The 25,946-nt window shown below is 70.7% G+C and carries 23 protein-coding genes; 6 read left to right on the top strand and 17 right to left on the bottom strand.

What is annotated here, in order from left to right; all coding sequences use genetic code 11:
* Nucleotides 1–166 precede the first annotated feature (166 nt).
* From PGH47_RS26870 to PGH47_RS26850, 5 genes are all read right to left on the bottom strand, one after another.
* A complete protein-coding gene (locus PGH47_RS26870; protein ID WP_271665537.1) occupies nucleotides 167–673 on the bottom strand; it encodes a DUF6233 domain-containing protein in 507 nt (168 codons plus the stop codon).
* A gap of 33 nt (nucleotides 674–706) precedes the next feature.
* Nucleotides 707–928 carry a hypothetical protein gene (locus PGH47_RS26865; RefSeq protein ID WP_271665536.1) on the bottom strand — a complete coding sequence of 74 codons (222 nt, stop codon included), beginning with the start codon at nucleotides 926–928 and terminating at the stop codon, nucleotides 707–709.
* 68 nt (nucleotides 929–996) lie between these two features.
* Entirely contained in the window at nucleotides 997–2,151 is a 1,155-nt protein-coding gene (locus PGH47_RS26860) for an RNA polymerase sigma factor (RefSeq protein WP_271668165.1), read from the bottom strand.
* A gap of 5 nt (nucleotides 2,152–2,156) precedes the next feature.
* A complete protein-coding gene (locus tag PGH47_RS26855; protein WP_271665535.1) occupies nucleotides 2,157–2,576 on the bottom strand; it encodes a YciI family protein in 420 nt (139 codons plus the stop codon).
* A gap of 127 nt (nucleotides 2,577–2,703) precedes the next feature.
* The gene (locus PGH47_RS26850; RefSeq protein WP_271668164.1) at nucleotides 2,704–3,498 is read right to left on the bottom strand and encodes a carbon-nitrogen family hydrolase; all 795 of its coding nucleotides are present in this window, start codon (nucleotides 3,496–3,498) and stop codon (nucleotides 2,704–2,706) included.
* 164 nt (nucleotides 3,499–3,662) lie between these two features.
* On the opposite strand from PGH47_RS26850, the gene PGH47_RS26845 reads away from it, so the two are divergent.
* Nucleotides 3,663–4,127 (top strand): SRPBCC family protein, encoded by a 465-nt coding sequence (locus tag PGH47_RS26845; protein WP_271665534.1) that lies wholly within the window; start codon nucleotides 3,663–3,665, stop codon nucleotides 4,125–4,127.
* A gap of 9 nt (nucleotides 4,128–4,136) precedes the next feature.
* Here PGH47_RS26845 and PGH47_RS26840 read toward each other — a convergent pair whose 3' ends face one another.
* The gene (locus PGH47_RS26840) at nucleotides 4,137–5,069 is read right to left on the bottom strand and encodes a helix-turn-helix domain-containing protein (RefSeq protein WP_271665533.1); all 933 of its coding nucleotides are present in this window, start codon (nucleotides 5,067–5,069) and stop codon (nucleotides 4,137–4,139) included.
* A 183-nt stretch (nucleotides 5,070–5,252) separates the two neighbouring features.
* Here PGH47_RS26840 and PGH47_RS26835 point away from each other — a divergent pair, with 183 nt between their 5' ends.
* Both PGH47_RS26835 and PGH47_RS26830 read left to right on the top strand, forming a co-directional pair.
* Entirely contained in the window at nucleotides 5,253–6,293 is a 1,041-nt protein-coding gene (locus tag PGH47_RS26835; RefSeq protein ID WP_271665532.1) for an NAD(P)-dependent alcohol dehydrogenase, read from the top strand.
* Nucleotides 6,294–6,495: 202 nt separating this feature from the next.
* Nucleotides 6,496–6,879, top strand: coding sequence for a VOC family protein (locus PGH47_RS26830; protein WP_176575771.1), 384 nt, complete (start codon nucleotides 6,496–6,498; stop codon nucleotides 6,877–6,879).
* Between the two features lie 54 nt (nucleotides 6,880–6,933).
* Here PGH47_RS26830 and PGH47_RS26825 read toward each other — a convergent pair whose 3' ends face one another.
* From PGH47_RS26825 to PGH47_RS26800, 6 genes are all read right to left on the bottom strand, one after another.
* Nucleotides 6,934–7,704 carry a group II truncated hemoglobin gene (locus PGH47_RS26825; protein WP_271665531.1) on the bottom strand — a complete coding sequence of 257 codons (771 nt, stop codon included), beginning with the start codon at nucleotides 7,702–7,704 and terminating at the stop codon, nucleotides 6,934–6,936.
* A gap of 141 nt (nucleotides 7,705–7,845) precedes the next feature.
* Nucleotides 7,846–11,157 (bottom strand): S8 family peptidase, encoded by a 3,312-nt coding sequence (locus tag PGH47_RS26820; RefSeq protein ID WP_271665530.1) that lies wholly within the window; start codon nucleotides 11,155–11,157, stop codon nucleotides 7,846–7,848.
* 196 nt (nucleotides 11,158–11,353) lie between these two features.
* Nucleotides 11,354–12,037, bottom strand: a complete 684-nt coding sequence (locus PGH47_RS26815) for an ABC transporter ATP-binding protein (protein WP_271665529.1) — start codon at nucleotides 12,035–12,037, stop codon at nucleotides 11,354–11,356.
* A 116-nt stretch (nucleotides 12,038–12,153) separates the two neighbouring features.
* Nucleotides 12,154–13,620, bottom strand: coding sequence for an ABC transporter permease (locus PGH47_RS26810; RefSeq protein WP_271665528.1), 1,467 nt, complete (start codon nucleotides 13,618–13,620; stop codon nucleotides 12,154–12,156).
* A gap of 165 nt (nucleotides 13,621–13,785) precedes the next feature.
* Nucleotides 13,786–15,027, bottom strand: a complete 1,242-nt coding sequence (locus tag PGH47_RS26805) for a L,D-transpeptidase (protein ID WP_271665527.1) — start codon at nucleotides 15,025–15,027, stop codon at nucleotides 13,786–13,788.
* A gap of 222 nt (nucleotides 15,028–15,249) precedes the next feature.
* Nucleotides 15,250–15,564, bottom strand: coding sequence for a hypothetical protein (locus PGH47_RS26800; protein WP_229914889.1), 315 nt, complete (start codon nucleotides 15,562–15,564; stop codon nucleotides 15,250–15,252).
* 148 nt (nucleotides 15,565–15,712) lie between these two features.
* Here PGH47_RS26800 and PGH47_RS26795 point away from each other — a divergent pair, with 148 nt between their 5' ends.
* Both PGH47_RS26795 and PGH47_RS26790 read left to right on the top strand, forming a co-directional pair.
* Complete coding sequence (locus PGH47_RS26795) at nucleotides 15,713–16,051, top strand: LPXTG cell wall anchor domain-containing protein (RefSeq protein ID WP_256338233.1); 339 nt, start codon at nucleotides 15,713–15,715, stop codon at nucleotides 16,049–16,051.
* Between the two features lie 42 nt (nucleotides 16,052–16,093).
* Complete coding sequence (locus tag PGH47_RS26790) at nucleotides 16,094–16,855, top strand: hypothetical protein (RefSeq protein ID WP_271665526.1); 762 nt, start codon at nucleotides 16,094–16,096, stop codon at nucleotides 16,853–16,855.
* Between the two features lie 55 nt (nucleotides 16,856–16,910).
* Here the strand turns inward: PGH47_RS26790 and hutH are convergent, their stop codons facing one another.
* From hutH to PGH47_RS26765, 5 genes are all read right to left on the bottom strand, one after another.
* Nucleotides 16,911–18,479 carry a histidine ammonia-lyase gene (gene hutH / locus PGH47_RS26785; protein WP_271668163.1) on the bottom strand — a complete coding sequence of 523 codons (1,569 nt, stop codon included), beginning with the start codon at nucleotides 18,477–18,479 and terminating at the stop codon, nucleotides 16,911–16,913.
* A gap of 88 nt (nucleotides 18,480–18,567) precedes the next feature.
* Entirely contained in the window at nucleotides 18,568–19,716 is a 1,149-nt protein-coding gene (locus PGH47_RS26780; protein ID WP_271665525.1) for a GGDEF domain-containing protein, read from the bottom strand.
* Nucleotides 19,717–19,808: 92 nt separating this feature from the next.
* Nucleotides 19,809–20,627 carry an enoyl-CoA hydratase/isomerase family protein gene (locus PGH47_RS26775; RefSeq protein ID WP_126897848.1) on the bottom strand — a complete coding sequence of 273 codons (819 nt, stop codon included), beginning with the start codon at nucleotides 20,625–20,627 and terminating at the stop codon, nucleotides 19,809–19,811.
* Nucleotides 20,628–22,015: 1,388 nt separating this feature from the next.
* Nucleotides 22,016–23,146 carry an adenylate/guanylate cyclase domain-containing protein gene (locus PGH47_RS26770; protein WP_126897847.1) on the bottom strand — a complete coding sequence of 377 codons (1,131 nt, stop codon included), beginning with the start codon at nucleotides 23,144–23,146 and terminating at the stop codon, nucleotides 22,016–22,018.
* Nucleotides 23,147–23,342: 196 nt separating this feature from the next.
* The gene (locus PGH47_RS26765) at nucleotides 23,343–24,203 is read right to left on the bottom strand and encodes a biotin--[acetyl-CoA-carboxylase] ligase (RefSeq protein WP_107903739.1); all 861 of its coding nucleotides are present in this window, start codon (nucleotides 24,201–24,203) and stop codon (nucleotides 23,343–23,345) included.
* A 110-nt stretch (nucleotides 24,204–24,313) separates the two neighbouring features.
* On the opposite strand from PGH47_RS26765, the gene PGH47_RS26760 reads away from it, so the two are divergent.
* Nucleotides 24,314–25,936, top strand: coding sequence for an acyl-CoA carboxylase subunit beta (locus PGH47_RS26760; RefSeq protein ID WP_271665524.1), 1,623 nt, complete (start codon nucleotides 24,314–24,316; stop codon nucleotides 25,934–25,936).
* The last annotated feature ends 10 nt before the right edge of the window (nucleotides 25,937–25,946 follow it).

The following is a 25,946-nucleotide window of genomic DNA, read 5'->3' as shown; positions in this document are numbered from 1 at the left end:
GTCATCCCGCCTCATCACGCGTCATCCCGCCTCGTCACGCGCCATCGAGCGCCGTCGTCCGTCCCCTTTCCGGGGACGCTTCCGTCACTTCCGACGGTAAACCTGTACCTGAGTACCGGTTGCAAGCGGCCGAAATCGCCCAACATCCAGTAGTCGCGAGTGGCGCCTAGTCCAAGATCCCCAGCTCGCTGTCCGGGCGGCAGAAGGCGCACGGTTCGATGTTGGGGTCGGTGAGGGCCGCGCGGGCGTCGTGGTCGCCGATCCGGTGCGGCGTGCCCTCGATCATCGTGCAGTCGCCGGTGTGGATCACGGCGGGCTCGGGACCGTTCGGCGTGCGCTTCTGCTGGACGACGAAGCCCGTCGACTGCCGCATCTCCCGGGAGGGGGCGAACGGCGAGAGGGCAGCGGGCGCCTGCCGTGGCCGAGGGGACTGCAGAGGCCGGGCGGACCTCGACGACCGGGACGACTCCGGCGGCCCGGAGGACTTCGGCAGCTCGGAGGGCGGCTCCGGCGGCCCGGCGACCTGACGGCTCTCGACGCGCGTCAGCTCCGCCCGGACGGCTTCACGCTGAAGGCGCAGGTAGATGCCGACGGTCTCGTGACCGGCGATCTGTTCGTCGAGGTACGCGAGGATCGCCCGCAGCCGTCGTGCGTCAGGTGGTAGCTCGGCCATGGCCCGCAGCGTCCTCGTGCGGGATGCAGCCGGTCACCGCAGGCTCCTTCCTCCCCGCCCCAGGTTCCGCAGTTCCGCCCATGCCGCCGGTGTACGGCCGCCTTCCCGCCAGTAGGGATGGAAGAGCACCTCGGTCGAGAGCCGGTACAGGCGGCGGCGCAGCTCGGTTGTTCGGCCCGGCCCGTCGGCAAGCCGGTGGTACGTGGCGCTCCACTCCTGCTGTGCCTGGACGAGGTCGTCGGGGAACGATCGCATACCTCGATTCAATCATGTGTTCGATTTCTTGCGCCATCGCGGACCCTCAGGACCACCGGTCGCCACCCCTACCGGCCACCCCCACCCAGGCGCGTGTTGAGCCGCGCCGCCTGCCGCGTCAGATAGTCGCGTTCGGCCAGGTTGGCGGCCTTCCGCGCGGCCTCGACGTAGAGGCGGGCCGCCGTCGGCAGGTCGCCGTCGCGTTCGTGGAGGTAGGCCGCGGCCGCGGTGTGCCGGGGCAGCGACGCGTCCAGTGGCGCCAGTGCGGCGAGGCCGGCGCGCGGGCCGTCCGCCTCGCCCACGGCGACCGCCCGGTTGAGGCGGACCACGGGACTGTCGGTCAGGCGCAGCAGCTCGTCGTACCACTCCACGATCTGCACCCAGTCGGTCTCCGTGGCGGTCGGCGCGTCCGCGTGCAGCGCCGCGACGGCGGCCTGGGCCTGGAACTCGCCCAGCCGGTCGCGGGCCAGGGCGGCCTGGAGGATGTCGATGCCCTCGGCGATCAGGGTGCGGTCCCATCGGCCGCGATCCTGTTCCGCGAGGGGTACGAGGCTGCCGTCGGGCGCGGTCCGGCCCGCACGTCGGGCGTGGTGGAGCAGCATGAGGGCGAGCAGGCCCGCCACCTCGGGGTGGTCGATGGCGGCCGCGAGCTGCCGGGTGAGGCGGATGGCCTCGGCGGCGAGGTCGATGTCGCCGGAGTAGCCCTCGTTGAAGACCAGGTAGAGCACGCGCAGCACAGTGGCGACGTCGCCGGGCTGGTCGAACCGTACGTCGGAGACGGTGCGCTTGGCCCGGCTGATGCGCTGCGCCATGGTCGCCTCGGGCACCAGGTAGGCCTGGGCGATCTGGCGTGTGGTCAGCCCGCCGACCGCGCGCAGCGTGAGCGCGACCGCGGACGACGGGGTCAGGGAGGGGTGGGCGCACAGGAAGTAGACCCGCAGTGTGTCGTCCACCCCGGTCACGGGCCCGGGTGCCGGTTCCTCGTCGACGAGGTCCTCGCGCCGGCGCCGGGCGGTGTCCGCCCGGCTCGCGTCGAGGAACTTGCGCCAGGCCACGGTGACCAGCCAGCCCTTCGCATCCCGCGGCGCCTGGGCCGGCCACACGCGGATCGCCTCGACGAGCGCGTCCTGCACGGCGTCCTCGGCCGCCGCGAAGTCGGCTCCGCGGCGGACGAGGATGCCGAGCACGCTCGGCGTGAGACTCCTGAGCAGGGCCTCGTCCATCTGCGTCACTTGAAGGTGCACTCCGTGCTGCTGGGGTGGGCGCCCAGGAACGGGCGTACTTCCAGCCACTCGTGGATCGGCCTGCCGCCCGCACCGGGGGCCGCCGACAGTTCCCCGGCGAGCTCGACGGCACGCTCGTGGCTGTCGACGTCGATCACCATCCAGCCGGCGATGAGGTCCTTGGTCTCGGCGAACGGGCCGTCCGTGACCGGCGGGCGCCCCTCGCCGTCGTACCTGACCCACGACCCTTCGGGGGCGAGTGCCTGACTGTCGACGAACTCGCCGGTCTTCTCCAGCCGGGCCGCGAAGTCGTTCATGTACTGCACGTGGGCCGAGATCTCCTCCGGCGTCCACTGGTCCATGGGCGCGTCGTTGACCGATGCCGGAGCTCCGCGGTAGTGCTTCAGCAGCAGGTACTTGGCCATCGTCCTTCTCCTCGGTGCGGGTGCGACCCATTGTGGTCGCGTTCACCTCTGGGACGGAGCCGGGCGCGGGTTCTCGACATCGCCGCCGAAAAAAATTCCCACCAATTTTCCTGACGTCTCGGAATCCCTACGAGCGAGCCCGGTCGAGGACCCGGTCGCGCAGTACGGGTAGTTCCGTGCGGATGCGGGCGACCTCGGTCATGTCGAGGTCCGCCGTCACCGTCTCCTCCTGCTCCGCGGTGCGCGCCTCGGCCAGGACGGTGCCCCAGGGGTCGACGATCGCGCTGTGCCCGCCCTGCCGCATGCCGCCGTGCTTGCCCGTCGCGCAGCAGGCGAGGAGGAACACCTGCTCCTCCAGAGCCCTCGTGCGGGTGAGGAGCTGCCAGTGTTCGAGGCGGGCCGCGGGCCATGCGGCGGGCACCACGATCAGCTCCGCGCCGGCGTCGAGCAGGGCCCTGAAGAGTTCGGGGAAGCGGAGGTCGTAGCAGATGGCGAGGCCGACCACACCGAGGTCGGTGGGCACGGTGACGACGTCCTCGCCGCCGCCCATCATGGTCGCCTCGCCGGTGTCGAAGCCATAGCGGTGGATCTTGCGGTAGTGGCCGCGCAGCTCGCCGGCCGGGTCGAAGAGGAGAGCGGTGTTGTAGAGCGTCCCGTCCGGGTCCCGCTCGACGATCGAGCCGGCGTGGAGCCATGCGCCGGCCTCGCGGGCGGCGGCGGACATGGCCTCGGCAGTAGGGCCGTCGACCGCCTCGCAGTCCGCTCCCCAGCGGTCGTAGGCCCATGCGCCGGCCGTCCACAGCTCGGGAAGGACCACCAGGTCGTCGCCCTTGCGGCCACGGACCAGCGAGGCCGCCCTGCGGCGCCGCTCGTCGGCGGATTCGGACGCGTCCACGGACAGCTGGATCAGCGAGGCACGCATCGCTGTCACCTCCGAGACCGTTCAGGCACGGTTCGAGGAAACCCTCTCCCACGAGCGTACGGAGCCGCACGCACATCTCGCGCCCCGGACGCCCCCTCCGCCCCGCCCGGTGCCGTCCGCGCCGAGCCCGCGCGGTTGTCGGACCCTGCTGCTTTCATGGGGGCATGGCCAGAACCAGCGTCGTCGTGGAGCGTCGTATCGCCGCAGGTCAGGGAAGTGTGTGGGAGTCCCTGACCGATCTGAGGGGCATGGTGCACGTGCTCGGTGGTGTGTCGGGCGTCGAGGTCCTCACGGAGGGCGCGTTCGGCGTGGGCACGCGATGGCGGGAGACGCGGCGGATGTTCGGCAAGGAGGCCACCGAGGAGATGTGGGTGACCCTCTGCGAGCCGCCCGAGCGGTATGTGGTGGAGGCCGAGTCGCACGGCACGCACTACGTCTCGGAATGGGCCCTGCGGGCGGAGGGACCGTCGGCGACGACGGTCCGGATGACGTTCACCGGCGTGACGTCCGGTGGTGTCGCGGGAGTACTCGCGAAGCTCCTCGGCAGCCTCGGCTCCCGGGCCGTGGCCAAGGCCATCGCGAAGGACCTGGACGACATCGCCGCCGCGGTCGAGGGCCGCGCCGGCTGACGCGCGCGGTCAGGCCGACGCGCTCGTCCCCGCCCTCGTGGCGTCCGCCCCCCAGCTCGCCAGCAGCCGCAGCGCCTCCGCCGACGGCGAGCCCGGTTCCGGGTGGTAGGTGATCAGGGTCTGTTCCGAGCCGTCGGTCAGGCGGAACGACTCGAAGTTCAGGGTCAGCTCCCCCACCAGGGGATGCCGCAGGGGCTTGACGCCGTAGCTCTTCTCCTTGACGTCGTGGGTCGCCCACAGCCGCCGGAACTCCTCACTCTTGACGGAGAGTTCGCCGACCAGGGCGGAAAGGCGCGGATCGTCCGGGTGGCAGCCCGCGTCCATGCGCAGGAAGGCGACGATGTCGAACGCCTTCTGGTCCCACTCCACGAACAGCTCGCGGTACTCCGGCCGCAGGAACACCAGCCGCGCCCAGTTCCGCTCCTGCGCCGGCAGCTCCGACCAGTCGCCGAAGACGGCCGCCGCCATCCCGTTCCAGGCGAGGATGTCGGAGCGCCGGCCGGAGATGTACGCCGGGACGCCGTCGAACGAGTCCAGCAGCTGCCGCAGCACCGGCCGCACCTGCTCGGTGCGGGACACCGGCTTCTTCTTGTGCCGCTTCGGCTTCGCCAGGTGTGTGAGGTGCGCGTGCTCGGCGTCGCTGAGGCGCAGCGCCCGCGCGATGGCGTCGAGGACCTCCGCCGAGACGTTGCGCCCGTTGCCCTGCTCCAGGCGCGTGTAGTACGCCACGGACACACCTGCCAGCTGCGCCAGCTCCTCGCGCCGCAGGCCGGGCACCCTGCGGTGCCGCCCGTAGTCGGGCAGGCCGACGTCCTCCGGCTTCAGCCGGGCCCGCCGGGTGCGCAGGAACTCGCTCAGCTCGGCGCGCCGGTCCAGGCCGGCCCGCGGGTCGGCGGCGGTGTCCGCTGCGGGTCCCGTCGAGGAACCGGGCCGTTCGTCCATGCTTCGAGTATTCCTCGTCGTACGCACACCAGCCTGTCCCCGTCAGTGGTAGGACCCGCCGACGTACGTACGACTGAGGTCTGGGTGGCCGCGGCGCCCTTCGGCAGGGTGAAAAACGTGCCCGGACGGAAAGCAGGACCAGAAGGCAGCCGGGCGCGAAACCCCCGCTAGGAGAACCCCGGCATGACCACCGTTGCCGCATTCGCAGCTCCCGCCGCCAAGGCGCCGCTGGAGCGCACCACCATCGAACGCCGTGAGGTCGGCGAGTTCGACGTCCTGATCGACATCAAGTTCGCCGGTATCTGCCACTCCGACATCCACCAGGCCCGGGAGGGCTGGGGCGAGGCGATCTTCCCGATGGTCCCCGGCCACGAGATCGCGGGCATCGTCTCCGAGGTCGGCCCGGGTGTGACCAAGTACCGGGTCGGCGACCGCGTGGGCGTCGGCTGCATGGTCGACTCCTGCCGTGAGTGCGAGAACTGCCTGGCCGGCCTGGAGCAGTACTGCCTCAAGGGCAACATCCAGACGTACAACGGCGTCGGCAAGGACGGCGAGCCGACCTACGGCGGCTACTCGCAGAAGATCGTCGTCGCGGAGAGCTTCGTCCTGCGCATCCCCGACGGCCTGTCCCTGGACGTGGCCGCGCCGCTGCTCTGCGCCGGCGTCACCACGTACTCCCCGCTCCGCCACTGGAACACCGGCCCCGGCAAGAAGGTCGCGATCCTCGGCATGGGCGGCCTCGGCCACATGGGCGTGAAGCTCGCGCACGCGCTCGGCGCCGAGGTGACGGTGCTATCGCAGTCCCTGCGCAAGAAGGACGACGGCCTGAAGCTGGGCGCCGACCACTACTACGCCACCAGCGACGATCAGACGTTCCGGGAACTGCGCGGCAGCTTCGACCTGATCCTGTCCACGGTGTCGGCGCCGCTGAACCTGGACCAGTACCTGTCCCTGCTCAAGACGGACGGCGCCTTCGTGAACGTCGGCGCCCCCGAGGAGCCCGTCGCGCTCAACCTGTTCTCGGTGATCATGGGCCGCAAGACTCTCGCCGGGTCCGGCATCGGCGGCATCCGCGAGACCCAGGAGATGCTGGACTTCTGCGCCGAGCACGGCATCGGCGCCGAGATCGAGCTGATCGGCGCGGACGAGATCAACGACGCCTACGAGCGGGTGCTCGGCAGCGATGTGCGGTACCGGTTCGTGATCGACACCGCGACGATCTGATCTGAGCGTCCCTGACCGAGGGCCCCGGAGCCGCACTGCTCCGGGGCCCTCTCGGCGGTCGGAGTACGCCACGAACCTGCGGCCGAGTACCTCAGGAGTAGCGCATCTCCCTCCCAGCGACCGATGTGCGGTGCGGCGGCGCTGCCTAGCGTGAAGGGCGTAGGAGCCAGTCCGAACCGTGCACCACGAGGAGGCAGCCCCGATGACCGTCCAGCTCAACCACACCATCGTCGCCGCGCGCGACAAGAAGGAGTCGGCCACGTTCCTGGCCGGCATCCTGGGCCTGGAGGTGAGCCCGCAGTACGGCCCCTTCGTCCCGGTCGAGATCCCGAACGGTGTGACCCTGGACTACCTCGACTCACCCGGCGCGATCACGCCGCAGCACTACGCGTTCCTGGTGTCGGAGGACGAGTTCGACACCATCTTCGGCCGGATACGGGAGGCCGGCCTGACCTACTGGGCGGACCCGTACCATCGCCGCCCCGGCGAGATCAACCACAACGACGGAGGCCGCGGCACCTACTTCGACGACCCGAACGGCCACAACCTGGAGATCCTGACGAGGCCGTACGGCAGCGGCGGCTGACGCACTCGGCGCCGCCCGCCGCCCGCCGCCCGCCGCCCGCCGCCCGCCGGACCGTCAGCCCTGATACGGCGGAGCCGCCCCCCAGTTCCACCGCGGCACCGGCTGCTCCGTCGGCGGCACCGCGTCCGGGCCCGAGAAGTACACCGCGAGGCGGGTCCCCCACTCCACGTACGCCAGGAACGCCGAGCGGAACTCCGCGTCCGTCGGGAGGCCCGCCTCGTCGGCGGCGTCCTGGATGAGGTTGACCCAGCGGCGGCGCTGGGGCTCGGTGATGCCGCGGCCCATGTGCTTGGCGACCATGTGGCCGTGGCCGCCCTGGGTCTCGGAGTAGGCCGGCGGGCCGCCGAAGACCTCGCCGAGCCACAGCGCCACATGTTCCGCGTGGTGCGGGTCCAGGCCCTCGAACAGCGGGGCCAGGAGGTCGTCCTTGAGCACCTTGTCGTAGAAGGCCGACGTCAGCCGGGAGAACGCCTCCGCGCCGCCGGCCCAGGCGTACAGCGTGGGCACCGAGGCGCCCGCGCCACGGATCGCCGTCGGCTTGTAGTGGCGCATCTCCTCGATGTGCGTGATGTACGGGCGGATCTCGGCGAGGAAGTCGGGGAACAGCTCCGACTTGCGGAAGCCCTCCAGGTGGTCCTCCGTCGACGTCCAGGTGATGCGCAGGACGAAGTGCTCGAAGTCCTCCTCGCAGCGCGCGAGTTCGTAGTCCATGCAGTGCGGCGAGGCGGCCAGTTGGGCCGCGGCGCGGGTGTAGGCGGCGAGGAACTCCGCCGACTTCTGCTCGGGGATGCGGTACCTGATGTATTCGACCGTGTGAGCCGTCATGGCCTCACCGAAACACGAAATCCGACCGGACGCTCGTCCTCCGCCGAGTCTGTCGCCACCGGGTTTCTCAGGACCGGCGCACGCGAAAGCCCCGCCGGGAGCAGTGCCTCCGGCGGGGCTTTCTCCGATCACGAGTACGCGCTACTTGCCGTAGTAGGCGTTGTAGATCGAGACCGTCGCCTTGTTGCCCTTCTTGTCGGCGACCTTGGCGTGGAAGGAGATCGCCTTGCCCTTGGCCGGGTTCTTCACGGTGATCTTTCCGTCCTTGACCTCGAGCTTCTTCCAGGTCTGGCCGTAGTCGTACGACACGTACACATGCAGCGACTTGAGGTTCGCGCCCGCGGCGGAGCCCACGACGGTGACCGGGAACGTCACCTTCTTGTCGGCCTCGACCCGGCTGTCCAGCCCGGTCTTGGCGTCGAAGCGGACCGTGGAGGCCGGGAGCCTGACCTGCTCGGCGGCCGACCTCTTGGAGCGGAAGGTCCAGCTCGCGTCGATCCGCGTGGAGGCGGCCGCGACCTTGACACTGCGCTTGACCGAGGTCGTCAGCTTGTACTCGGCGTCCCCGGCGGGCACGCGGAACATCTGCTCACCGAACAACGGGTCGTCGTTGGTGGCGAGCCTGGCGCCGTTGCGGTACAGGCTGGTGCTGACCGCGCTGAACTCGGACGAGCCCGCGTGCTTGCTGCCGTCGGCGAACAGCGGCAGGAAGCCGTAGATGTCGTTGCCCTCGCGGAAGAGCCCGAAGTCCTTGTTGATGTGCGGGCCGAACACGGCCGTGTTGAAGGTCTTCGTGTAGCTCTGGCCCGCCTTGAAGGTCTGCGGGTTCCCCAGCGTGTAGTACGCGTCGATGATCGGGAAGCCCTCTGCGTCCACTCCGGCGTGCTGCTCGAAGTCGAACGTCCACTGGATCTTCTCGGACGTCGACAGGTACAGCGTCCGCGCCCCGGTCAGCTTCTGCTCGATCGGCGAGCTGAACACGACGTCGTCGGGGAACACGCCCAGCGGGAGCAGCGCGCCGGTCTTGTTCGACGACGAGGCACCCAGGTTGTTGGTCACCTTGGCGAGTTCGGCCGCCTTGAAGTGGCGGACCTTGTCGCCCTGGATCTTCTTGACCTTGGCGGTGGTGGCGACGTCGTACTCGGCGCCGGCGCCCTTGGTCCACTGGCCGTTCCAGGTCTGGGTCAGACCGGTCGGGACCTCCGGGCCGAGGTGGGCCATGCGCAGGTTGGCGTAGGAGTCGAGGCCGACGCCGATGCCGATGCCCGCGGGGTCGTAGAAGTAGTTGCTGCTGGCGATGACCTGCTTCGCCTGCGCGTCCGGGACGGTGATGTCGGCCGACTTCGTGGTGCGGGCGTCGATCGTCACGGAGGTGTTCCTGGTGACGTTCAGCTTCGGCTGGACCAGCCAGTCGAGGCCGCCCTCCAGGTTCACCCAGTCCTTGGCGATCCAGGCGTCCAGCAGGTACGAGCCCTTGGGCAGCCGCATCTTGGTGACGCCGGACTCGGCGAGCGGAACCTGGTAGCCCCGGTTCGCGGCCAGGCCCGAGAAGCCGAGCAGGGCGGTGTTGTACTCGGGGGCCGGCTTGCCGTCCCGGCCGATGTGCTTGACCGTGACGTCGTACGACTCCAGCTCACGCTGCACCGCGGCGCCGGTGCGCACGCTCTGGCCGCCGCCGGTCGCCGTGACGTACGCGGAGTAGGCGCCGTCGACGGTCCCGCCCAGCTTGGTGTCGACGGTGAAGCCGACGGAGGCCTTGCCGCCCGCCGGGACCGTCACCTTCGTCGCCGCGAGCTTGAAGAAGCCCGCGGGAGCCGCCTGGCCGCCCGGGTTGGTGGCGGTCGCGGCGAGCTGGAGGGTGACGTCCTTCGTGCCGAGGTTTCGGTACGTCAGCTGCTTGGTGACGGGCTTGTCGTCGGTGTGCGGCCACTGCTGGGTGCCGAAACTCACCGACCCGGGCTCGGCGATCACGGACTGCTTGATGGCCTTGTCGACCTGGATACGGCCCGAACCCTGCTGGAACGGTGTGTACTTGCCGCCCTTGGCGGAGCCGGTCAGCGCGCCCTTCAGCTCGGCGTACGTCCAGTCCGGGTGCTGCTGCTTGAGGATCGCCGCGGCGCCCGCGACATGCGGGGTCGCCATGGAGGTGCCCTCGATGGTCAGGTAGCCGGGCGGGTTCTCGCCGACCTCCTGCTCGATGAGGCTGCCCTTGGCGGACGCGGCCGTGATGGCCACACCCGGCGCGGTCACGTCCGGCTTGATCGCCCCGTCGCCGACCCGCGGGCCGGTGCTGGACCAGGGGGCGAGCGCGTCCTTGTCGTCCACGGCGCCCACGGTGAGCGCGGCCTCGGCGCTGCCGGGCGAACCGACCGTCTCCGGACCGGAGTTGCCGGCCGCGATGGCGAACAGGATCCCCTTCTCGGCGGACAGCTTGTTGACCGCCGCCTCCAGCGGGTCGATCTCCGGCGTGTCCATGCCGCCGAGGCTGAGGTTGACGACCTGGGCGCCCTGCTCGGCGGCCCACTCCATGCCGGCGAGGATGCCCGAGTCGTCACCGGAGCCGGTGTCGTCGAGGACCTTGCCGTTGAGGATGTCGGCGCCGGGCGCGACGCCCTTGTACTTGCCGCCGGACTTGGCGCCGGTGCCGGCCGCGATGGACGCGACGTGGGTGCCGTGGCCGACCTTGTCCTCGGCGGTGGCGGCGGGCGTGAAGTTCTTGGCCGCGATCACCTGGTCCTTGAGGTCCGGGTGGGTCGCGTCGACGCCGGTGTCCAGAACGGCGATCTTGACGCCCTTGCCGTCGTAGCCGGCCGCCCATGCCTTGGGGGCGCCGATCTGCGGCACGGACTTGTCGAGGCTGGCCTTGCGGACGCCGTCCAGCCAGACGTGCGCGATGCCGGAGGCCGTCCGGTCGCCGTTGGTGAGCGCGTCCCACAGCTCGGGCGCGTCCTGGTGCGGGGTCTGCACGGCGTCCGCGTTGAGGGACTTCAGGGTCCGGCGCAGCTTGCCCGCGTCACGGACGTCGGCCTTGGCGCCGGCCGCGGCGCCCTGGTAGCCGACGATGACCTTCAGGCCCTTGGCCTGGGAGGTGCGGGTCGCGGACCTGCTCAGCTCGGCGATGTCGAAGAGGCGCTGGTCGAGCTTGCCGCCGGCGAGCAGCCGGGCGGCGTCGGCCGGGATCACGAGGGTGTGTCCGTAGGCCTGGCGTATCTGTACGGGTATGTGCTCGCGTCCCTTCGCCCGCTCCAGGCCGACCACGCGGCCCTTGGAGTCGACGGAGACCCGGTCACCCGTGATCAGGGTGATGCGGTGGGGGGACGTGAGGGAGGCGGTGGCCCCGGTGGGGCGCTGCTCCGGTTCGGCCGACGCCGGGCTGGTCATTCCCGCGGCGAGGGCGACGGCGGCGGCTGTGGCGACCGTGGCCGCGCCGACTCTATTGACTTTTCTGCGCAAGTTTCCCCCTTGCAGAAGGTCCGGGCGAAGTTCCCCGTTCACCCGGCCGGGGGTGGTCCCGTACGCACGCGCGTCACCCCCCGGAATACGCAGTATGCCGAGGGGTGATCAGGCTCCTCAATAGATGAGAGGAGAATGAGAAGCGCGCCTGCCGTCTGTTACGCGACGGCGCGAACTCCGTTACGCAGTCGCGGGGTTACGCCCCCGCGTTCTCCTTGACACTGATGCGGCCCTTGCGGATGGTGGCCAGCCGCGGGGCCTTCTTCGCGATCGCGGAGTCGTGGGTGACCATGATGAAGGTCAACCCCAGTTCCTTCCACATGCGTTCGAGTACGTCCATGATCTCGTCGCGCATCGACTCGTCGAGATTTCCGGTGGGTTCGTCGGCCAGCAGCACCTTCGGTTCCTTGACGAGTGCGCGGGCGATGGCGACGCGCTGCTGCTGGCCGCCGGACATCTCGGACGGCAGATGTGTGAGGCGTTCGCCGAGGCCGACCGACTTCAGTGCCTCGGCGGCCTGTTCCCGCCGTTGCTTCGCCTTCATGCCGAGGGGGACGAGGGCGGTCTCGACGTTCTCCTGGGCGGTGAGGGTGGGGATGAGGTTGAAGGACTGGAAGACGAAGCCGATGCTCTCGCTGCGGACCCTGGTGAGCCGTGCTTCGGGGAGCTTGGCCAGGTCGGTGCCGTCGAGGACGACTTCGCCGGAGGTGGGCCGGTCGAGGCCGCCGAGCATCTGGAGCAGGGTGGACTTGCCGCCGCCGGTCGGGCCCTGGATGACGAGCCGGTCGCCGTCGGCGATGGTGAGGTCGACACCGTCGAGGGCGTTGATGGTCTCCTTGCCCCGGGTGTAGCGCTTGGTGACGTTTCTGAGTTCGTACATGGTGGGTGGCTCCTGGGTGGGGTTCGCGGTGGTGGAAGTTGCTGTCCGGCCGCGGGTGAGTGGGGGCTGGTCGCGCAGTTCCCCGCGCCCCTGGGGGTGTTGCGGCAACGCGTCCGCTACTCGACGCGCCTCAGTGCGTCCGCCGGGCGCAGTCGTGAGGCGCGCCAGCCGCCGAACGCTCCGGCGATCAGGCCGCCGGCCACCGCCAGGCCCACGGCCAGGGCGACCGTCGTAAGGCTCACCGGCGCCGTCAGTGCGACGTCCAATGTCGAACTCGCCGTCTGCCGCATGGGGCCGCCGCCCCCGAAGCCGCCGCCACCCGGGCCGCCGCCCGTGCCGCCGCCACCACCGCCCAGCTGTGCCTCCAGGGTCGGGCTGATCGCCGTGACCGCGTAGGCGCCGGCCAGTCCGACCGCGATGCCCAGCGCGCCGCCCAGCAGCCCGTTCACGATCGCCTCGCCGACCACCTGCCGGGTCACCCGGCCCGACTTCCAGCCCAGCGCCTTGAGCGTGCCGAACTCCCGCACCCGGCGGGACACCGCCGAGGAGGTGAGCAGACCGGCGACCAGGAACGCGGCCACGAGCACCGCGATCGACAGCCACTTGCCGACGCTCGTCGCGAGGGAGGAGGCCGTGGACAGGGAGCCGGACACCGTGTCCGCGAGGTCCGCGGAGGTCGTCACCGTCGTACCGGAGATGTTCTTCTGGATGGCCGACTTGACGGAGTCGATCCGCTGGGAGTCGGTCGCCTTGACGTAGATCGTGGTGACCTTGTTCTTGGCGTCGGCGAGCGTCTGCGCCTGCTTCAGCGGGATGTACAGGTTGGCGGCCGCGTCCCCGCTGTCCGGCGTGGCGATGCCGATGACCTTGAACTTGGTGCCCTTGACCGTGACGGTCGAGCCGACCTTGAGCTTCTTCTCCTTGGCGTACGAGGTGTCGGCGACGACGACCTTGGCATTGGTCTCCGTCGACTTGAACGTACGGCCGCTGGTGATCTTCGAGGAGGTCAGCGGGCCGAGCGCCGGCTTGGTGACGTCGGCGCCGTAGACGGAGTAGTTGTTGACGTCGAAGTCGGCGCCGCCGCCGCGCACTTCGCCCTGCGGCTGCCCGGTGCCGCCGCCCCCGGGGCCGCCCTGCTGGCCGCCGCCGTTCTGGTCCTGCTGGAACTGGCCGCGGGTGAACTGTCCGCTGACCTTGATGACCTGGAGGCTCAGCCCGCCGACGACGTCGGAGACCCCGCTCTGCGAGCCGACCTCGGTGACGGTCGAGCTCGACAGCGTCTGGAAGCCCTGGACCATGACGCGGTCGGTGGACTGCTCCTCGTCCTCGCCGTCGGCCTGCGCGTCGAACTGGAAGCGCGGGCGCTCCGAGGAGCTCGCCGCCGGTTCGGCGGCCTTGGTGACGGTCATGTCCGTGCCGAGGCCGTACAGCGACTGCAGGACCTTGTCCTGGGCCTGGCTCATGCCGGAGGACACGGAGTTGACCACGATGACCAGCGCGATGCCCAGCGCGAGCCCGGAGGCGACGACGAGGGCCGCCTTTCTGCGGCGGCGCAGCTCGCGCCTCAGGTAGGTGAAGAACATGGGCCGCAAGCTAGGGATGGCGCGTGATGAAGGGATAAGGCCGAAATAAGAGATGCATGAGAAGACTGGCGGCGGCCCCGGAAACACCGATGCCGCCCCTGGGGGCGGCATCGGTTACCTGTGCGTGAACCGTGAGGCGGCTGTGCGCCCGGTGTCCGGGTCCGGTCAGACGGCCGAACCGGCCTTCCACTGCGCCCAGTCCATGTTCCAGCCGTTGAGGCCGTTGTCCGGGGCGATCGTCTTGTCGCCGGTGTTCTTGACGACCACGACGTCACCGACGATGGAGTTGTTGAAGAACCAGTAGCCCGCGGTGCCCTTGTCGTTGGCGCCCTTGGTGTCGGACAGGCCCACGCAGCCGTGGCTGGTGTTCACGCTGCCGAAGATGGACTTGGCACCCCAGTAGTTGCCGTGGATGAAGGTGCCGGAGCTGGACAGGCGGATGGCGTGCGGCACGTCCTTGATGTCGTACTCGCCCTTGCCGTCGTCGTCCGTGAAGCCCACGGTCGCGCCGTTCATGCGCGTCTCCTTGAACTTCTCGGACATCACCATGACGCCCTGGTAGGTCTTGTTCTCCGGGGACCCGGCGGAGATCGGGATGGTCTTGACGGTCTTGCCGTCCTGCGTGACCTTCATCTGCTTGGTCTTCGCGTCGACGTAGGAGACCTGGTTGCGGCCGATCTTGAAGGTGACCGTCTTCTCCTGGACGCCGTAGACGCCCTTGGCGCCCTCGACGCCGTCCAGGGCCAGCTTCAGGGTGACGGTCGAGCCCTCCTGCCAGTACTCGTCGGGCCGGCAGTCCATGCGGGTGTCGTTGAACCAGTGGCAGGCGACTTCCTGGCCGCTGGTCGAGGTGACGGTGACGCCCTTCTGGACGGCCGCCTTGTTGCTGATCGACTTGTCGAAGTTGATCGAGACGGGCATGCCCACGCCGACCGTGGAGCCGTCCTCCGGCGTGAAGTAGCCGAGGAAGCTGTTGTTCGGGGAGACCGTGGTGAAGGAGGCGTTCTCGTGGGCCTCCAGGCCCTTGGAGTCCTTCGCCGTGACCGCGACCTTGTAGGTCGTGGAGCGCTGCAGCTGGGCGCTGGGCTTCCAGCTGGCCTTGTCGGCGGATATCTGGCCCTCGACGGCGGCGCCGTCGGCGGTCGTCATCTTCACCTCGGTGAGCGAGCCCTTGCTCACGGTGACGGCGGAGCTGTTGATGGAGGCGTTGTCGCTGCCGTCCTCCGGCGTGATCTTGATCTGCGCCTCGGAGGTCTTCTTGGCTGCCGCCTCGTCGACCTTGGCCTGCGAGGTGTCATCGTCGCTCGCGGAGGCGTCACCGCCGCTGGAGCAGGCCGAGAGGGCCAGGACACCACCGAGCAGTGCGGACGCGACCGTCAGGCCCTTGCGCCGCCTACTGTTCGTCATCACACGCTTCTCCATACTTTCCCGAATCCCCAAAAAGCCCGAGAGTCCCCGTAAGAATCTTCAACGCTACGACCGGTTCGTCCCGTTCCCCATCCCTTGGATGTGTGGGGCACACCACGTTCGCCGTGGCAGGTGGTGCGGATGTTCGGTCAGTGCGCCCCATGAGACGACGAAACCCCGGGCGGCGGTTGCCGTCCGGGGTCACGAATTCCCCAAGACGTCTCAGCCGACCCGCGCGGCCCCTTCGCCGTCGAAGTCCTCTTCGCCATCATCCTCGTCGAGGTCCCAGTCCGGCGAATCAGGGTCGTACTCGATGCGCTCGCTGGACCAGGAGGCCTGGACGAGCTCGACCCCCGGTACCTCGCTGACCAGGTCGAACGGATCGACCAGATACGCGACGGCCTCCGCAGTGTCTTCCGTCACAGCGCTCTCGGCGTGGACCCGTTCGTCGACCGGCACGGTGCTGTCGTCGGCGATCCGCCGCAGCGCGGCCGTGGTGACGGCATCGGCGTCGTCCACTTCGAGGACGAGTTCCACGCGAAGCCGCACAAAACGTGATGTTTCTGGAGTACTCATGCGGGGAGAGTACGGCTCATTTCTCCCGTGACTTTCCCGTGACCCGCGACTTTCACTAACATCGCCCCACACGGCCAATTCGCCAGCACCACAAGGGGATCGATATTCCGTGCCCGCCGCTCACCGATCGTCGTCCACCGCACGCCGATCGCTGCTGACCGCCACCGCCGCGGGTGCCCTGCTGGGCGCCCTGTGGTTCGTCCCCTCGGCCAACGCGACGGGCGACGAGCCGGCGAGAGTTGATCCCTCGGCGACGCCCACGACGCAGGTCACCCAGCAGGCACGGGCCGCCTCGGAGAGTACCGACGGCAGCACCGCGGACGACACCCGGCTCGCCGACACCGGAAGCTTCGACACCACGCCGTACGTCATCGGCGGCACGCTCTTCCTGTCCCTCGGCGCGGGCTTCATCGCCTACTCGGTCCGCCGCGAACGCCTCGGGTTTTAAATTCGTTTGACGCCCCGTTGACCTGGGCTTCATAGTCCGCCCATGAAGAGATCATCGGGCGTGCGTGTAGCCGCCACGGTTGCCGTGAGCGCGCTGTCGCTCGCCCTTGTCACGGGCTGCGGGGGTGACTCCGGCGGTTCCGACGCGAAGGCGCTCAGTGCCGCGGAGTTGAAGAAGTCGATCATCGCCCAGGGCGATGTCGAGGGTTACAAGGTGGACGCGTCCGGCAAGCAGCTGCCGAAGTCCAAGGACCAGGTCAAGAGCGGCGAGGAGAAGTGCGCGCCGCTGGCCTACGCCATGGGCGGCCAGGCGCCGGGCGAGGCCGCCTCGGAGACGTCCGTCATGGTCACGCAGGAGAAGAAGAAGCCCACCGACGGCGCCTCCAAGCTCGAGGACCTCACGGAGAGCGAGATCGAGGACTCCATCACCAGTGCGATGGACATGACCCTGACGGTCGTCGGGCTCTCCTCGTACGACGGTGACGGCGCCGAGGAGACCTTCAAGTCCGTGTCGGACGCGGTGGAGAGCTGCTCCGGCGGCTTCCCGGTCACCATGCAGGGCACCGATCAGAAGGTGACGGGGATCGCCGCCGAGAAGGGGTCCGGCAGCGGTGACGAGTCCGTCGGCTTCACCGCGAAGAGCGACGCGGAGGACGGCGACGTGGCCACCACGCACGTCGAGGTGGTGCGGCACGGCAGCACGATCGCCACGTACTACACGATGAACCTCGGCCTGATGATCACGGACAAGCCGTACGACGTACCGGCCGCCGTCATCGACGCGCAGGCCGCCAAGCTGAAGTAGACCCGCACCTGCCGGATCGGGGCCCTGTCGGTCGTACGACAGGGCCCCTGCCATGTCACCGGAGCGGTCCGGTGACCTTCTCGGCGGAGGTGACGAGCTCCCCGGCCCGCACGAACGCGTCGGCGGCGGCGAGGTCGGGCGCCAGGAACCGGTCCGGGCCCGCGCCCCGGACGCCGGCGGCCCGTGCGGCCTCGATGACCGCCTGCGAGGCCGGGGCCGGGGCAAGGCCCTCGCGCAGTTCTATGGCGCGGGTGGCGGCGTACAGCTCGATCGCGAGGACACGCGTGAGGTTGTCCACGACCGTGCGCAGCTTGCGGGCGGCGGACCAGCCCATGGAGACGTGGTCCTCCTGCATCGCCGACGACGGGATCGAGTCGGCGGATGCGGGCACGGCCAGCCGCTTCAGCTCGCTGACCAGCGCGGCCTGCGTGTACTGGGCGATCATCAGCCCGGAGTCGACACCCGCGTCGTCGGCCAGGAACGGCGGCAGGCCGTGGCTGCGGTTCTTGTCAAGGAGCCGGTCGGTGCGGCGCTCGGCGATGGAGGCGAGGTCGGCGGCGGCGATCGCGAGGAAGTCGAGGACGTAGGCGACGGGCGCCCCGTGGAAGTTGCCGTTGGACTCCACGCGCCCTCCCCCAGTGCCGAAAGCCTGGGAGGTGCCCCCAGGCAGCACGACCGGGTTGTCGACGGCGGAGGCGAGTTCGCGCTCGGCGACGAGCCGGGCGTGCGCCATGGTGTCCCGCCCGGCACCGGCGACCTGCGGCGCACAGCGCACGGAGTACGCGTCCTGCACGCGGGGCGCGTCGTCCTGGTGGTGCCCGGTCAGCTCCGAACCCTCCAGCACCGCCAGCATGTTGGCGGCGGAGGCGCCCTGCCCGGGGTGCGGCCGGATGGCGTGCAGCTCGGGCGCGAGCACCTTGTCGGTACCGAGCAGCGCCTCGAGGCTGAGGGCGGCGGTGATGTCGGCGGACTTGTAGAGGGTGTCGAGGTCGGCGAGGGCCATGACCAGCATGCCGAGCATGCCGTCGGTGCCGTTGAGGAGGGCGAGCCCCTCCTTCTCGCGCAGCTCGACGGGCGCGATGCCGTGTGCGGCGAGCAGCTCGCCGGCGGGCCGCACGACCCCGTCCGGGCCTTCGGCGTCCCCTTCGCCCATCAGTGTGAGCGCGCAGTGCGAGAGGGGGGCGAGGTCGCCGGAGCAGCCGAGGGAGCCGTACTCGTGGACGACGGGCGTGATGCCGGCGTTGAGCACGTCGGCCATGGTCTGCGCGACCTCGGGCCGCACGCCGGTGTGTCCCGAGCAGACGGTCTTGAGCCGCAGGAACATCAGGGCCCGTACGACCTCACGCTCCACGCGCGGCCCCATGCCGGCGGCGTGCGAGCGGACGATGTTGCGCTGCAGCTGGGCCCGCAGCTCCTGGCTGATGTGCCGGGTCGCCAGGGCGCCGAAGCCGGTGGAGACGCCGTAGACGGGATCGGGCTTGGCCGCCAGCGCGTCCACGATCTCGCGGGCCGCGGTGAGCGCCGCGACCGCCTCGGCCGACAGCTCGACACGGGCCCCGCCCCGCGCCACGGCAAGAACGTCGGACGCGGTGACCCCGGACGTCCTCACCACCACAGTGTGCATATCCATATTCAGGAGCGTACGCAGTGAAGACGAAGATGTCACTAGTGGGTGAGCGGTACACCCCTTACAGCGCCCGGACACACGCGACCTACGGGAGGCGGCCCCGGAAGCGCCGCCGCTCCACGGCGTCCTCACCCGACGGCTCCGCGTCCGCGAGCCGGACCACCGGGTCGTCCTCACCCTCCCGCCCCGCCACCACGGGCCGGTCGGCGCGCATCGCCTTGGCCTGGTACTGGGCCGCGTCGGCCAGCCGGAACAGCCGCCGGGCGGAACGCACGGGCCCGATGGGGTCCTCCGTCGACGCGACTCCGCACGCCACTCCCTCGCCCAGCTCCAACTCCGCGGCGCGACGGCACAGTTCGTCCGCGGCCTTCACCACGTCATCGGCCGGCGACCCGACGACCAGCAGACAGAACTCGTCGCCGCCGAGCCGCGCGGCCAGGGCCCCCGGCAGCATCGCCCCGCACAGCGAGAGCACCGACCCGAACCGCTCCAGCAGCCGGTCCCCGACGGCGTGCCCGCGGGTGTCGTTGACGTGCTTGAGCCCGTTGAGGTCGCAGACCACGAGGCTGACGACGACACCCTGGTCGCGATGCCGCTCGATCGCCTCCTCCAGCCGCACGTCGACGGCACGCCGGTTCGCGAGCCCGGTCAGCGCGTCGGTGAACGCCAGCCGCCTGGCCTCCTCCAGCCGCTCGCTCTGAGCCAGTCCGGCGGACACGACGGAGGCGAGCACGGTCGCGAAGTCGGCGTCCCCGCGGCCGAAGACCGGCACCCCGGCGGACCGGGCGACGTACAGCTCTCCCCAGGCCCGCCCGTTCAGCACGATCGGCGCGACGACACAGCACCCCCGGCCACGGCGCCGGAGGGCGGCGACCCGCTGATGGCAGTACCCGGGCTGTCCGGCGGCAGGCCCCTCGGCCGTCTCGACCCAGGCGTTGGGCTCACCGCCGGCCACCCAGCGCTCGTGCAGGAACTCGGTGATCTCAGGGAACTGGTGCACGGGATAGGTCTCGCCGCCCGGGAACTCCTCCTCGCCCTGGGCACGATCCCCCACGTTCACCAGCACCCGCAGCCGCCCGAGCTCCCGCTCCCACACCGACAGCGCGGCGAAACTCCCGCCCAACGCCCGGCACGCCCCGAGCGCCGCCGCCCGCCAGGACTCGCGCGGGGTGTGTGCCGCCGCCATCCCCTGCGCCAACGCCACCACGGCCGTGAGTCGTCCGTCCTCACCCATCACTCCAGGCTAGGGAGTTTTGCCCGAATTTGGGACGTTGGCGTGGCGAACGGGGAGGTCACGAGGCATTCAGCTCGATCCAGCGGGGCTCGTCACTCCCCGGGCCACTCGGCCTTGCGCTTCTCGTTGAAGGCGGCCACGCCCTCGGCCCGGTCGCCCGAGAAGGCCGTCGCACGCCACGCCGCGTCCTCGACCTCCAGGCCGGCCCGCAGATCCAGCCCGTGCCCGAGACGCAGGGCGCGCTTGGCGGCGCGCAGACCCACCGGCGAGTTCGCCGCCATCCTGGACCCCATGGCCAGGGCCTCCTCCCGGTCGCGCCCGTCCTCCACGAGTACGTCCACCAGCCCCAGCTCACGGGCCTCGGCGGCCTCCACCCGGCGCGCCGTGAAGATCAGCTCCGCGGCGCGGGCGGCGCCGACCCGGCGAGGCAGCAGCTGCGTACCGCCGCCGCCCGGGATGACGCCGACGGACACCTCGGGCAGCCCCACCACGGCCGTGCCGTCGGCGACGATCACATCGCACGACAGCGCCAGTTCGAAGCCGCCGCCCAGCGCGAAGCCGTGCACGGCCGCGATCGTGGGCACCGGCAGCTCCAGCACGCCGGTGTAGGCACCCCGCGCCACGGGCCGCTGCCGCACCAGATCGGCGTCACTGAACGAATTCCGCTCCTTCAGGTCCGCCCCGACACAGAACGCCCGCTCGTGCGTCGAGGTCAGCACCACCACGCGTACGTCACGGTCGGCGCCGAGCGCGGTGCAGGCCGCCGCGATCGAGCGGGCCATCTCCGTGGAGACGGCGTTCATGGCCTTGGGGCGGTCGAGGGCGAGTTCCGCGACATGCCCGGCACCTCCGGCACCCCCCGCACCATGTCGCCGCACCAGCACGAACTCCCCGAACCGCTCCTCAGTCATGACGCCCTCCGGTTAACGCGGGTTAACAACACTCGCCCCGATCATCGCAGCCGGACCCCTCCGGGGAAAGAGCCACCACGACCGCCACTCCTGTCCAGGTCCGACACCCCGTTCGAGTGACATCCCGCCCAACCCTCCCCCGATCACCCATGCCACCGCATAACGTGCGCGACGCCACGGCGCATTGGGGGCGCGAGCGCAAGGGGAGGGTCGAGATGAGCGGAACGGCGCGAGGTCCGAGAACACGGGAGAAGGCAGGGATCGCGGAGACCACGGCGACTGCGGAGACCCGGCGCGCCGGGACCGGGTCCACAGCGGAGCCCCGGCGCCAAGCGCAGGGGGCCGCTGCAGAGGCTCGACGGAAGGAAGCCGCTGCCGCCGCGGGGGCTCGGCGGAAGGAAGCCGGGGCTGCCGCGGAAACTCGGCGGCAGGCGCAGGGGGCCGCGGCTGAGACTCGACGGAAAGAGGCCGCGGCTGCCTCGGAGGCTCGGCGGCAGGCGCAGGGGGCCGTCGGGGAAACGCGACGGCAGCCCGCCGGGGCTGCCGCAGAGGTGCGACCGAAAGCGGCCGGGACCTCTGCGCAGGCTGGGCGGGAAGTGCGGGAATCCGCTGCGGAAGCCCAACCGAACGCCGGCGCCGCCACCCGTCTCTTCGGCCCCCGCGGCCGGCACCGTCGTCCCCGCCCGCGCAAGGTCCTCCTCGCGGCCGGCGGTCTCGCCCTGGCCGCCGGTGCGCTGAGCCTCGTACGCATGTCACCGGACTCCGGTGTCAGCGGCCTCGGCGCGGCGGAGTCGGACCCCGCCCCGGCCCCCGGCACGGACGCCGAACCGGACCGCTCGACGAACGCCGCAGCCACCCTCACGCCGAACGCTCCGAAGGCGACCCCGTCGGCGACCTCGGCGATGGGCGGCCTGGGCACGGCACCGACGACGGACTCGATCGTCGTACCCACCCCGGCTCGGACCACGACGACCGCACCGCACGGCCAGGGCGGCGCCCCGGCCCCCACGCCACCGGCCGCCCAGCCGGGCACGCAGGCCCCCGAGCCACCGACGACGACACCCCGGGCACCTCGCCCGACCACACCCGCACCCGAGACACGGGCCGACCACCGACGACCCCGCCCCCCACTCAGCAGCCCCGCCCCGACGACAACTCCGTCTGCGTCCCGATCATCGGCCTGTGCGTGGACCCACTGCCCCTTGACGACTGAACCGCCCGGACCGCAACGCCCCCAAGGGGCGCGAGCAACTGCGCGACCGGCCACGACGGACCCGCGGACACAAGATGACCGCGGCACCCCAGGGGCGCGGGGAACTGCGCGACGAGCCACGACGAGCCCGCAGCCGACCGACGACCCCCACCCCCGCGGCGCTGCCCTTCGGCACTCACTCGCCGTCCGCGGAAGCCCTCCGAGTCAGCAACCACGGCTCCACGACACCCAGACCTCGCACCGGCCGCTGCCACATCGGCTGAAGCGCGAAGCGGTACACCGGAGGCTCCTCGCCCTCCTTCTCGGCCGTCGCCGCGGCCTCGGCCGCCTCCGCCTCGGACGCCGGCGCCTCACCCGTTCGAATGAGCTCCTCCGCGAACGCCGTGTCGACGAGGACCGCGTCACGAGGGGCTATCGACGTCAGCCGGGAGGCGAGATTCACGGTCGTACCGAACACATCGCCCATCCGGGTGGTCACCGTGCCGAACGCGATGCCGACACGCAGCTCCGGCATCGTCTCGTCGCCCGCCATCGTCTCGATCAGGCGCAGCGCGATCTCCGCGGCGACCCCGGCGTCGTCGGCCGCGTACAGCACCTCGTCGCCGAGCGTCTTGACCAGCCGTCCGCCGCGCGCGGCCACGAGGTCGGCCGCCGTGGTCTCGAAGGCCTCGACGAGCTCGCCGAGTTCCTCCTCCTCCATGCGCCGGGTCAGCCGGGTGAAGCCGACCAGGTCGGCGAAGCCCACGGCGAGACGCCGGTCGACCATCTCCTCGTCGTCGGCGGCCTGGATGACCCGGCCCGCGGAGGCGGCGAGCTGACGCCGCCAGACGTAGACGAGGAACTCCTCCAGCTCGGGCAGGAGCAGCTCGATGATCGGGTACGTCACCTCGGTGCGCGTCATCCCCGGTTCCGGCGGCTCGGTCAGGCCCTCCAGGAACGAGTCGATCTGCCACTCCGCCAGCCGGGCGGTGGTCTGCCCGGTGGACCGCGCCACCTGCACGGCCATGGCTTCGCTGAGCAGCCCCGCCTCGACGAGACCGGCCAGGCGCCGCAGCGCCAGCACGTCGGCCTCGGTCAACGCCTTGGCCTGCCCGATGTCGGCGAAGCCCATCGCCCGCCAGAAGCGGGACGCCAGCTCCATGGAGACGCCGGCGCTGCGGGCCGCCTGAAACGGGGTGTAGCGCCGCTCCGCGCCGAGGATGAGCTGCTCCAGACGCAGGGCGAGCGGGTCGTCGCCGGGGTCGGCGGCGTTGGGGTCCACCCTGCCGTCCGCGCCCGTGCCGGAGCCCGAATCGTCGACGGTCACGCCTAGCTGCCCTTCCGATCTGCCGCGGTCGGTCATCGACCGGCCCTTCACTTTACGGCAGGTGTGCGCCAGCTCACTCCGTAAGAGAAAGCCCACCATGCCGTACTACCGCTGGTGAGGTGCCCGGCGCGGGGTTCGGGGCCGCGTCCCCGGTCACGGGACGGGGCACGGCCGCCGGCCGCACGCCGGACGCTCCTCACGCCGGCCGCAGGTGCACGATGTCTCCCGCCCCCACCGGCTCCTGCACGCCCTCCTCCGTCGCCAGCACGAGCCGTCCGTCGCCGTCGATGGCGACCGCCTCCCCGGTGATCGCCCGATCGCCCGGCAGCTCGGCCCGCACCGTCTTCCCCAGCGTCGCGCACCCCGCCGCATACGTCTCCTGGAGCCCGCTGACCAACGGGTCCCCCACGGCTGCCCGCCAACGCCCGTACCAGTCCTCCAGGGACCGCAGCATTCCCCGCAGCAGCGGATCCCGGTCCGTGCTGGCCGCGCCGGCCAGCACGAGGGAGGCCGCCTGGGGCACCGGGAGCTCGTCCGCGCGCAGGGTGACGTTGATGCCGACTCCGATGACCACGCCGGCCTCCCCGGCCCGCTCCGCCAGGATGCCGCCGGTCTTGCGTTCCTCGCCGCCGACGGTCACCAGCACGTCGTTCGGCCACTTGAGTGCCGTGTCGACGCCGGCCGCCCGGGACAGCCCGGTGGCGACGGCGACCCCGGTGAGCAGGGGCAGCCATCCCCAGCGGGTCACCGGCACCTCGGAGGGGTTCAGCAGCACGGAGAAGAACAGCCCGGAGCGGGGCGGTGCCGTCCAGTTGCGGTCCAGGCGGCCCCGGCCCGCGGTCTGCTCCTCGGCGACCAGGACGGTGCCCTCCTCCGCCTTGCCCGCGGTCGCCAGGTCCACCAGGTCGGTGTTGGTGGAGCCGGTGCGCTCCACCACCTCCACCCGGCGCCACAGGCCGCCCTCCCGCACGAGCCCCCGCCGCAGCGCGGCGATGTTGAGCGGTGGCCGTTCCAGATCCGACCAACGACTGTCGTCTGATGCATCTCGCGGCGTCATGCAACCCACCCTAGGTGTGGTAAACGCCGCACTGCCGATTGGTAGGCACCCCACTACTCTACGGATGAGTAACCGTCCCCCCTTTTGAGCAGGCAGGGAGCCACATCCCGATGTCCGAGCCGGAAGAGCGTCACGAGATCCAAGGGACCCCTGGGATCGACATCCACACCACCGCGGGCAAGCTCGCGGATCTCCAGCGCCGTATCGAGGAAGCGACGCACGCCGGCTCCGCACGCGCCGTCGAAAAGCAGCACGCCAAAGGCAAGTTGACGGCCCGTGAGCGGGTCGAGCTCCTCCTCGACGAGGGCTCCTTCGTCGAGCTCGACGAGTTCGCCCGGCACCGCTCCACCAACTTCGGCCTGGAGAAGAACCGCCCCTACGGCGACGGTGTCGTCACCGGGTACGGCACCGTCGACGGCCGTCCGGTGGCCGTCTTCTCCCAGGACTTCACCGTCTTCGGCGGCGCGCTGGGCGAGGTCTACGGCCAGAAGATCGTCAAGGTCATGGACTTCGCGCTGAAGACCGGCTGCCCGGTCATCGGCATCAACGACTCCGGCGGCGCCCGCATCCAGGAAGGCGTGGCCTCGCTGGGCGCCTACGGCGAGATCTTCCGCCGCAACACCCACGCCTCCGGCGTCATCCCGCAGATCAGCCTGGTCGTCGGCCCCTGCGCGGGCGGCGCGGTCTACTCCCCCGCCATCACCGACTTCACGGTCATGGTCGACCAGACCTCGCACATGTTCATCACCGGCCCGGACGTCATCAAGACGGTCACCGGCGAGGACGTCGGCTTCGAGGAACTGGGCGGCGCCCGCACCCACAACTCGACGTCCGGTGTGGCACATCACATGGCCGGGGACGAGAAGGACGCCATCGAGTACGTCAAGCAGCTGCTGTCGTACCTGCCGTCCAACAACCTCTCCGAGCCCCCGGTGTTCGAGGAGGAGGCGGACCTCTCCCTCACCGACGAGGACCGCGAGCTGGACACGATCGTGCCGGACAGCGCGAACCAGCCGTACGACATGCACGCGGTGATCGAGCACGTCCTGGACGACGCCGAGTTCTTCGAGACGCAGCCGCTGTTCGCGCCGAACATCATCACCGGCTTCGGCCGGGTCGAGGGGCGCCCCGTCGGGATCGTCGCCAACCAGCCGATGCAGTTCGCCGGCTGCCTGGACATCGACGCCTCCGAGAAGGCCGCGCGCTTCGTGCGCACCTGCGACGCCTTCAACGTCCCGGTCCTCACCTTCGTCGACGTCCCCGGCTTCCTGCCGGGCGTGGACCAGGAGCACACCGGCATCATCCGCCGCGGCGCCAAGCTGATCTACGCCTATGCCGAGGCCACGGTCCCGCTGATCACGATCATCACGCGCAAGGCCTTCGGCGGCGCCTACGACGTCATGGGCTCCAAGCACCTGGGTGCCGACATCAACCTCGCCTGGCCCACTGCCCAGATCGCCGTCATGGGCGCCCAGGGCGCGGTCAACATCCTGCACCGGCGCACCCTCGCCCAGGCCGAGGCGAGCGGTGAGGACCTGGAGGCGGTGCGCGCGCGGCTGATCCAGGAGTACGAGGACGCCCTCCTCAACCCCTACGTCGCTGCCGAGCGGGGCTACATCGACGCGGTGATCATGCCGTCCGAGACCCGCCGCCATGTCGTCCGCGGCCTGCGTCAGCTGCGCACCAAGCGGGCATCCCTGCCTCCGAAGAAGCACGGCAACATCCCCCTCTAGGCCTGCTGGG

It is taken from the genome of Streptomyces sp. HUAS 31 (genome assembly GCF_028198125.1).
Classification (GTDB): domain Bacteria; phylum Actinomycetota; class Actinomycetes; order Streptomycetales; family Streptomycetaceae; genus Streptomyces; species Streptomyces chartreusis.
The sequence above is the reverse complement of the archived record's forward strand: the minus strand, read 5'-3'. Positions and strand labels throughout refer to the sequence as shown.

Bases quoted from the DNA above. Each gene is read 5' to 3' on its own strand.
- PGH47_RS26870 (WP_271665537.1), bottom strand. From the start codon at position 673: ATGGCCGAGCTACCACCTGACGCACGACGGCTGCGGGCGATCCTCGCG.
- PGH47_RS26865 (WP_271665536.1), bottom strand. From the start codon at position 928: ATGCGATCGTTCCCCGACGACCTCGTCCAGGCACAGCAGGAGTGGAGC.
- PGH47_RS26860 (WP_271668165.1), bottom strand. From the start codon at position 2,151: ATGGACGAGGCCCTGCTCAGGAGTCTCACGCCGAGCGTGCTCGGCATC.
- PGH47_RS26855 (WP_271665535.1), bottom strand. From the start codon at position 2,576: ATGGCCAAGTACCTGCTGCTGAAGCACTACCGCGGAGCTCCGGCATCG.
- PGH47_RS26850 (WP_271668164.1), bottom strand. From the start codon at position 3,498: ATGCGTGCCTCGCTGATCCAGCTGTCCGTGGACGCGTCCGAATCCGCC.
- PGH47_RS26845 (WP_271665534.1), top strand. From the start codon at position 3,663: ATGGCCAGAACCAGCGTCGTCGTGGAGCGTCGTATCGCCGCAGGTCAG.
- PGH47_RS26840 (WP_271665533.1), bottom strand. From the start codon at position 5,069: ATGGACGAACGGCCCGGTTCCTCGACGGGACCCGCAGCGGACACCGCC.
- PGH47_RS26835 (WP_271665532.1), top strand. From the start codon at position 5,253: ATGACCACCGTTGCCGCATTCGCAGCTCCCGCCGCCAAGGCGCCGCTG.
- PGH47_RS26830 (WP_176575771.1), top strand. From the start codon at position 6,496: ATGACCGTCCAGCTCAACCACACCATCGTCGCCGCGCGCGACAAGAAG.
- PGH47_RS26825 (WP_271665531.1), bottom strand. From the start codon at position 7,704: ATGACGGCTCACACGGTCGAATACATCAGGTACCGCATCCCCGAGCAG.
- PGH47_RS26815 (WP_271665529.1), bottom strand. From the start codon at position 12,037: ATGTACGAACTCAGAAACGTCACCAAGCGCTACACCCGGGGCAAGGAG.
- PGH47_RS26810 (WP_271665528.1), bottom strand. From the start codon at position 13,620: ATGTTCTTCACCTACCTGAGGCGCGAGCTGCGCCGCCGCAGAAAGGCG.
- PGH47_RS26805 (WP_271665527.1), bottom strand. From the start codon at position 15,027: ATGACGAACAGTAGGCGGCGCAAGGGCCTGACGGTCGCGTCCGCACTG.
- PGH47_RS26790 (WP_271665526.1), top strand. From the start codon at position 16,094: ATGAAGAGATCATCGGGCGTGCGTGTAGCCGCCACGGTTGCCGTGAGC.
- hutH (WP_271668163.1), bottom strand. From the start codon at position 18,479: ATGCACACTGTGGTGGTGAGGACGTCCGGGGTCACCGCGTCCGACGTT.
- PGH47_RS26780 (WP_271665525.1), bottom strand. From the start codon at position 19,716: ATGGGTGAGGACGGACGACTCACGGCCGTGGTGGCGTTGGCGCAGGGG.
- PGH47_RS26775 (WP_126897848.1), bottom strand. From the start codon at position 20,627: ATGACTGAGGAGCGGTTCGGGGAGTTCGTGCTGGTGCGGCGACATGGT.
- PGH47_RS26765 (WP_107903739.1), bottom strand. From the start codon at position 24,203: ATGACGCCGCGAGATGCATCAGACGACAGTCGTTGGTCGGATCTGGAA.
- PGH47_RS26760 (WP_271665524.1), top strand. From the start codon at position 24,314: ATGTCCGAGCCGGAAGAGCGTCACGAGATCCAAGGGACCCCTGGGATC.